The sequence below is a fragment of the Polymorphospora rubra genome, from assembly GCF_018324255.1.
Taxonomy (GTDB): Bacteria; Actinomycetota; Actinomycetes; order Mycobacteriales; family Micromonosporaceae; genus Polymorphospora; species Polymorphospora rubra.
Genome location: NZ_AP023359.1, coordinates 7,259,122 through 7,265,769 on the forward strand (window position 1 = coordinate 7,259,122; position 6,648 = coordinate 7,265,769).

Sequence of the window (6,648 nt, forward strand, 5' to 3'; positions counted from 1 at the left end):
AGACGCAGTCGAACGTCTGGGGGGCCCGGTCGGCGCTTCCGGCACGGCTCTGCTCGACGGATCGTCCGTACCGCCCGGGAGCGTTGTCAAAGGTGTACACGGGTGACGCCGAGGCGACCCGGGTCGCGCGCTTGCCGCCTCCGGCGGTGCTCCCTAGCATCCTCCGCTGAGGGCTCGCCCATGGCCTCGCTGCGTCGCAGCGGAGATGTCGCTGGCCTGCCCTCGGCGGCCACCGCCGCGTCTACGGAACCGGGGACCGCCGGATGACACTGGACTTCAGCCTGCTCTACTTCGCCAATCGCGAGGCCACCGACCCGCCGAGCGAGTACGAACTTCTCCGCCGCTCGGCGAGGTTCGCGGACGACCACGGCTTCACCGCGCTGTGGGTCCCGGAAAGGCATTTCCACCCCTTCGGGGAGCCTTCCCGAACCCGGCACTCGCCGCCGCGGCCCTGGCCACCATCACGGAGCGGGTGCGGCTGCGGGCCGGCAGCATCGTCCTGCCCCTGCACGATCCGCTGACCGTCGTCGAGGACTGGTCCTTCGTCGACAATCTGTCGGGCGGCCGGGTGGACATCGCCTGCGCCACCGGGTGGAACAGCAACGACTTCGTGCTCGCCCCCGACAGGTTCGCCGACCGGCGCGAACTCACGTTGCAGGGCATCGAGACGCTGCGCGACCTGTGGGCCGGTAAGAAGCTTGCCCGACGCAACGGCGACGGCGTGCCAGTGAAGATCATGACCTACCCGCGTCCGGTCCAGCCAGAACCCGCGCTGTGGCTGACGTGCGCCGCCAATCCGCAGAACTTCGCCGAGGCCGGGGCCCGCGGGTTGAACGTGCTGACGGCGTTGCTGTTCCAGCAGATCGACGATCTCGCCCCCCGGATCGGCGCTTACCGCGAGGCACGGGCCGCAGCCGGTCTCGATCCCGCGAGCGGCGTCGTCACGGTCATGCTGCACACCTTCGTCGGCGAGTCGGACGAAGGGGTGCGCTCGGTGATCCGGGAGCCCTTCATGCGCTACCTGGAGTCCTCCATCGACCTGTGGCAGAACAAGTGGTCCGACCTCGGCACCGGGCCGCGCGACAAGCTGGTGGCGTTCGCCTTCGAGCGCTACTTCCGCACGTCGGCGATGTTCGGGTCCGTGGAACGCTGCGCCGGCTTCGCCCGCCGCCTGCATGCGGCCGGGGTGAACGAGATCGCCTGCCTCATCGACTTCGGCGTGGCCGACAACATGATCCTGGACGCGCTGCCCTGGCTGGCGAAGGTGCGCGAGGGCGCGCAGTCCTGACAGCGGCCGGCCGAGCCTAGTGGGCCTCGCCCTGCGTCGACCCGCCGCCGACCAGCCCGGTCTCGTACGCCACGATGACCGCCTGCGCCCGGTCACGCAGCCGCAGCTTGGCCAGGATTCGGGAGACGTGTGTCTTGACGGTGGCCTCGGACAGATGGAACGCGGCGGCCATCTCGGTGTTGCTCAGCCCCCGGGCAACCAGACGCAGCACCGCGACCTCGCGGGGAGTCAGCGCCGCGAGGTCGCGGTGCAGATCGGCGGTGCCGGCGTCCCGCCGGACGTAGCGCTCCACCAGACGGCGGGTGATAACAGGCGCCAGCAGGGCGTCACCGGCACGCACCGAACGGATGGCCAGGACGAGATGTTCCGGGCTGACGTCCTTGAGGAGGAAGCCGCTGGCCCCGGCGGCCAGCGCGGCGTACACGTAGTGATCCAGGTCGAAGGTGGTCAGCATGATCACCCGCGGTTCCACGGAGCCGTTCGCGAGGATCTGTCGGGTGGCCTCCAGGCCATCCATCTCGGGCATCCTGACGTCCATGAGGACTACGTCCGGGTGGGTGCGCCGGACGGTGGCGACCGCCTCGACGCCGTTGCTGGCCTCGCCGACCACCTCGATGCCGTCGGCCGCCAGGATCATGCCGAATCCCTTGCGTACCAGCACCTGGTCGTCCGCCAGCACCACTCGTAACGGCGCGTTCATCTCACCTCCAGGGGTAGCATTGCCTTCACCCGGTAACCGCCCAGGGGGCGGGGCCCGGCCTGTAGCGAGCCCCCGTACATCTCCAGCCGTCCTTTCAATCCGATCAGCCCGCGCCCGTTCCCGCTCGCCGCCGAGGGACCCGCCACGCCTCCGGTGTCGACGACCTCGACGCACAGGAGATGGTCGCCGTACTCGACGGTCACCGTCGCGGTGGCACCGGAAGCGTGCTTCACGATGTTGGTCATGGCTTCCTGGACAACCCGGTAGGCGGCCAGTCCGACGCCGTCGGGCACTTCACGAGACAGCCCGATCTCCGCCAGTTCGACCGCCACTCCGGTGGCTCGGAGGCGGTCGAGCAGAGCCGCCACCTCGCCGAGGCCCGGCTGCGGCGCCAGCTCCGCGTCGTCGTCGCTCGCTGAACTCCCCGCATCGGTCGTGAGCAGGCCCATGACGTGACGCAGCTCGTCCATCGCCGCCCGCCCGCCGGCCTCCACGGTGAGCAGCGCGTCCTCCGCGTCGTCGGGGGCCGTACGAATGATCTTCCGGGCAGCACCCGCCTGGATGACCATGACACTCACATGGTGCGTCACGATGTCGTGCAACTCGCGGGCGATGCGCAGGCGTTCCTGCTCGACCGCGTGGCGCAACTCCTCGGACCGCGCGCGCTCGAGCGCCGACAGCTCGGTCTGCGACTCGTCGACCCGCAACTTCCAGGCACGCAGGCCCATGGCCGCGACCACGAGCGGAACGGAGATCAGTAACGGCGCGTACTGGTCCGGAACGGCGGGAGTGAGCCCGTCGTTGCGCATGAAGCCGAACACGGCGACCGCGGCGGCCAGGGCGATCAGTTTCGGCATACGGCGGGAGCTGTACGCGGCAGCGCTGTAGGCCGCCAGCACCGCGGGGTAGAAGGTGATCCGAGCCGCGTTGTACGGGGTCAGCACCGCGGTGGTGATCACGACGAGAAGCACAGACAGCGGGAAACGGCGGCGCCAGGCCAGGGCGAGCGAGGAAACGATCGCCAGTGCCAGCAGCGTGGAGAGATCGGTCGACTGCACCGGGTGGCCGATCGGGTGAGCCACCGGGGGGGTGTGGAGCACCTCGAGCACATATACGGTGGAGGCAGCCGCGATGAGCACCGCGAGCACGGTGTCGAAGATCAGACTTCGCCTGGTCGGACGCGACTCGGGACCCCCGGCAGGGCCGGCAACCCATCCGACGGCGTCTTGGAGACGCTGAAGTGCCGACTGGCCGGTCATGCACCCATTGTCCGGCACGGACCAGCGCGGTGACGTCCGCACCACACCGATCCGTCTACCCCGCTCGACTACATCTCCAGGATGACCCCCCGATAGTGATCCTCCTGGAGAGGTACCGGAAATACCTCTGCTCGCCGTCGCGTCGAAGGCAAGGCTGTTCGTAGCGTTCAGCATGTCGAACGGATGCCTTCAGAGAGAAGACGTGATGACACCGGTCATTGAGCTGCAGCGGGTCACTCGCACGTACGACAGCGGGCCACCGGCCCTGGCTGACGTGTCGCTGCTCGTCCAACCCGGTGAGTCCGTCGCCATCCTGGGCCCCTCCGGCAGCGGCAAGTCCACCATGCTGAACCTCATCGCAGGTCTGGACCGGCCCGACGCCGGCACGGTGACGGTGGACGGCGTCCGGGTGGACAGGCTCAGCGAGGCCGGTGCGGCACTGTACCGGCGCAAGAAGATCGGAATGGTCTTCCAGTTCTTCAACCTGCTCGACGACCTGACCGCGATCGACAACGTCGTGCTGCCCGCTCAGCTTGCGGGAATGTCGCGCAAGGAGGCGATCAACCGGGGCATGGAGCTGCTGAGCTCCCTCGGGGTCGCCCGGCACGCGCGGGCATATCCGGGCCGGTTGTCCGGCGGTCAGCGTCAACGCGTCGCCGTTTCCCGGGCGCTCATGAACCGCCCGCCCCTGCTACTCGCCGACGAACCGACCGGCGCACTGGACACCGCGTCCGGTGAGGAGGTCGCCGAGCTGCTGCGCCAGCTGAACAGCGCCGGGCAGACCGTCGTGGTGGTCACGCACGACCTGTCGCTGGCCCGGCCCTGCACCAACCGCACGATCGAGCTGGTCGACGGCAGGATCGCGGCCGATGTCGTCAGGACGCACGCATGAGCGCCCTGGGCCGCGTCGTCCGCTCCGGCACGGGCCGCCGCCGGGTGCAGACCGTCGTGATCGCGCTGGCCACGATGATGGCGGTGACGGCCTCGGTGCTCGGTGGCTCGCTGCTGGTCGCCTCGAAGTCGCCGTTCGAGACAGCCTTCAAGAAACAGCACGGCGCCCACCTGTCCGCCCAGTTCGATGCCGCCATGGTGACCCAGCAGCAGCTGGCGGCCCTGGCGGCGACGCCGGGGGTGACCGGCAGCGCCGGCCCGTTCGGCACCACATCGATCACCCCGAAAATAAAGAACCTTTCGCTGGCGCCGCTGAGCGTCGTCGGACGGGACCGCCCGGACGGCGGTGTCGACGACGTCGCGGTGACGGAGGGCCGCTGGGTCCAGGGTCCGGGCGAGATCGTGCTGTCGGCCGACACCGGCATCCTTGCCCGGCTCGGCCTCGAAATGAACTTCCCCAGCCTGCCGGGGGCCCCGACACTGAAGGTCGTCGGCTTCGCCCGCTCGGTGAGCCGCACCGCCGACGCATGGGTGACGGCCGCCCAGGTCGCCGCTCTGACGCCGACGGGAAAGACCGACTCCTACCAGATGCTCTACCGGTTCTCGACGGCGGACACGACGGCGCAGATGGATCAGCACCGGATCGCACTCGCGTCGGCTGCCCCCGACGGTGCGCTGCAGGGTGCCCGGTCCTGGCTCTCGGTCAAGCAGGTGGCGGTACGTGACACGTCGCTGTTCATCCCGTTCCTGGTGGCCTTCGGCGTTCTCGGACTGATCATGTCGGTCCTCATCGTCGCCAATGTGGTCGCCGGCGCGGTCAGCCAGGGAACCCGACGCATCGGCATCCTCAAGTCGATCGGGTTCACCCCGTCCCAGGTGGTACGCGCGTACATCGGCCAGGCCCTGCTCCCGGCGTCCGTCGCCACGGCCCTCGGCCTCGTGCTCGGGCATCTGCTGGCCGTCCCAGTGCTGTCGGAGACGAGTGATGCGTACGGCACGGCCGGCCTCACCGTGACCCCGTGGGTCGATGCCGCCGTGGTGGGCGGCGTGCTCGCCGTCGTGGCCGTTACCGCCTGGGCGGGGGCGTGGCGGGCAGGACGCCTGCGTACCGTCGATGCTCTCGCGGTGGGCCGCACACCGGCGGCGGGACGTGGCAGCTGGGCTGCCGCCCTGACCTCCCGGCTACCACTCCCCGGGCGGTGAGCCTGGGACTGGCCCGGCCGTTCGCCCGCCCCGGCCGGACGATGGTGATGCTCATCGCTGTCCTGTTCGGCGCGGCGGCGGTGACCTTCGCCGTCGGCCTGGGCACCTCGCTCAACGCGATCATGTCGGCCCGCGACCACGATGCCGCCGATGTCACGATCGGGGTGGTCGGTCCGCAGTTCGGGCCGGGCGTCGCACCTCGGACGGGTGATGCCGCCGAGATCGAGGCGGCCATCCGGGCCCAGGCCGACACCAAGGCCTCCTATGCCATGGCGACGACCAACGCGACGATCCCCGGCAAAGCGGGCTCCACCAATGTGTACGCCTTCACAGGGGACGCGTCCTGGGGCGGTTACGTGATGGTCTCCGGCCGATGGCTGCAAGGCGTGGGCGAAGCCGTCGTGGCCACCCCGTTCCTGACCGCCACCGAGACCCACGTCGGCGACTCCGTCACGGCGCAGATCGACGGCAGGTCGGTCACCTTCCGCATCGTCGGCGAGGTCCTCAACACCCGCAACGGCGGGATGCTGATCTTCACCGACGCGGGCAGCCTGACCACGGCCGGCATCGACCTGCCCCCGACCAGCCACTACATCGCGGTGAAGCCGGGCACCGACGTCGACGCCTACACCACCGCGCTCAACTCCCAACTGCAGCCGCTCGGGGTCACCGCCGCGGCCGGCGGCACGGAGAGCGGCAGTGACATCGTCACCATCCTCAACACACTGACCGTACTGCTGACGCTGATGCTGGTGGCAGTCTCCGGCCTGGGCATCCTCAACGGCGTCGTGCTCGACGTCCGCGAACGCATCCGTGACCTGGGCGTATACAAAGCGCTCGGCATGACGCCCCGGCAGACCATCTCTCTGGTCATCACCTCGGTGATCCTCACCGGCGTAGTCGGGGGTGTCCTCGGGGTGCCACTCGGCGTGGCGGTGCAGCGCATGATCGTCCCGTCGATGGGCGACGCCGCCGGTCTGAAGCTCCCGGCCGCGGTCGTCGACATCTACCAGCCGGCGATGCTCCTGGCCCTGGCCCTGGGCGGCGTCGTGATCGCCGTCCTCGGCGCGCTGTTACCGGCCGGTTGGGCCGCACGCACCCGTACGGCCACCGCGCTGCGCACCGAGTAAGGCACGCGGGCCGGCACCCCCGAACGGCCCGCGGGCCGGGTCCGGTCCACGCCTCAGCCGAGAGCGTGGACCGGACCCGGCTTCCTTCGTCTCACCCCCGGAGAGGTCGACGCGTCGTCCCGGGATGGAAAACGGACCGGCCCCGCTCGGCGTACGCCGGTTTGTCACCGGTACGGG

At 69.8% G+C, this 6,648-nt stretch carries 6 protein-coding genes; 4 read left to right on the top strand and 2 right to left on the bottom strand.

The window, feature by feature from the left end:
• Positions 1–205: 205 nt before the first annotated feature.
• Entirely contained in the window at positions 206–1,288 is a 1,083-nt protein-coding gene (locus tag Prubr_RS31825) for a MupA/Atu3671 family FMN-dependent luciferase-like monooxygenase (RefSeq protein ID WP_246567926.1), read from the top strand.
• 16 nt (positions 1,289–1,304) lie between these two features.
• Here Prubr_RS31825 and Prubr_RS31830 read toward each other — a convergent pair whose 3' ends face one another.
• Positions 1,305–1,988: a response regulator gene (locus Prubr_RS31830; RefSeq protein ID WP_212818798.1), complete on the bottom strand. Its 684-nt coding sequence runs from the start codon at positions 1,986–1,988 to the stop codon at positions 1,305–1,307.
• Positions 1,985–3,247 carry a sensor histidine kinase gene (locus Prubr_RS31835; RefSeq protein WP_212818800.1) on the bottom strand — a complete coding sequence of 421 codons (1,263 nt, stop codon included), beginning with the start codon at positions 3,245–3,247 and terminating at the stop codon, positions 1,985–1,987. Before Prubr_RS31835 ends, Prubr_RS31830 begins: the two co-directional genes overlap by 4 nt.
• A gap of 205 nt (positions 3,248–3,452) precedes the next feature.
• Here Prubr_RS31835 and Prubr_RS31840 point away from each other — a divergent pair, with 205 nt between their 5' ends.
• Genes Prubr_RS31840 through Prubr_RS37410 form a run of 3 tightly spaced genes read left to right on the top strand, consistent with a single transcriptional unit; the run spans position 3,453 to position 6,471 of the window.
• The gene (locus Prubr_RS31840) at positions 3,453–4,139 is read left to right on the top strand and encodes an ABC transporter ATP-binding protein (RefSeq protein ID WP_212818802.1); all 687 of its coding nucleotides are present in this window, start codon (positions 3,453–3,455) and stop codon (positions 4,137–4,139) included.
• The gene (locus tag Prubr_RS37405; RefSeq protein ID WP_246567928.1) at positions 4,136–5,341 is read left to right on the top strand and encodes an ABC transporter permease; all 1,206 of its coding nucleotides are present in this window, start codon (positions 4,136–4,138) and stop codon (positions 5,339–5,341) included. Before Prubr_RS31840 ends, Prubr_RS37405 begins: the two co-directional genes overlap by 4 nt.
• Positions 5,338–6,471 carry an ABC transporter permease gene (locus Prubr_RS37410; RefSeq protein ID WP_246567930.1) on the top strand — a complete coding sequence of 378 codons (1,134 nt, stop codon included), beginning with the start codon at positions 5,338–5,340 and terminating at the stop codon, positions 6,469–6,471. The genes Prubr_RS37405 and Prubr_RS37410 overlap by 4 nt, the downstream gene beginning before the upstream one ends.
• Positions 6,472–6,648 lie beyond the last annotated feature (177 nt).

What these genes read in the sequence shown, in the direction of transcription:
- Prubr_RS31825 (WP_246567926.1), top strand. Translation starts at nt 206, where the DNA reads ATGTCGCTGGCCTGCCCTCGGCGGCCACCGCCGCGTCTACGGAACCGG.
- Prubr_RS31830 (WP_212818798.1), bottom strand. Translation starts at nt 1,988, where the DNA reads ATGAACGCGCCGTTACGAGTGGTGCTGGCGGACGACCAGGTGCTGGTA.
- Prubr_RS31835 (WP_212818800.1), bottom strand. Translation starts at nt 3,247, where the DNA reads ATGACCGGCCAGTCGGCACTTCAGCGTCTCCAAGACGCCGTCGGATGG.
- Prubr_RS31840 (WP_212818802.1), top strand. Translation starts at nt 3,453, where the DNA reads ATGACACCGGTCATTGAGCTGCAGCGGGTCACTCGCACGTACGACAGC.
- Prubr_RS37405 (WP_246567928.1), top strand. Translation starts at nt 4,136, where the DNA reads ATGAGCGCCCTGGGCCGCGTCGTCCGCTCCGGCACGGGCCGCCGCCGG.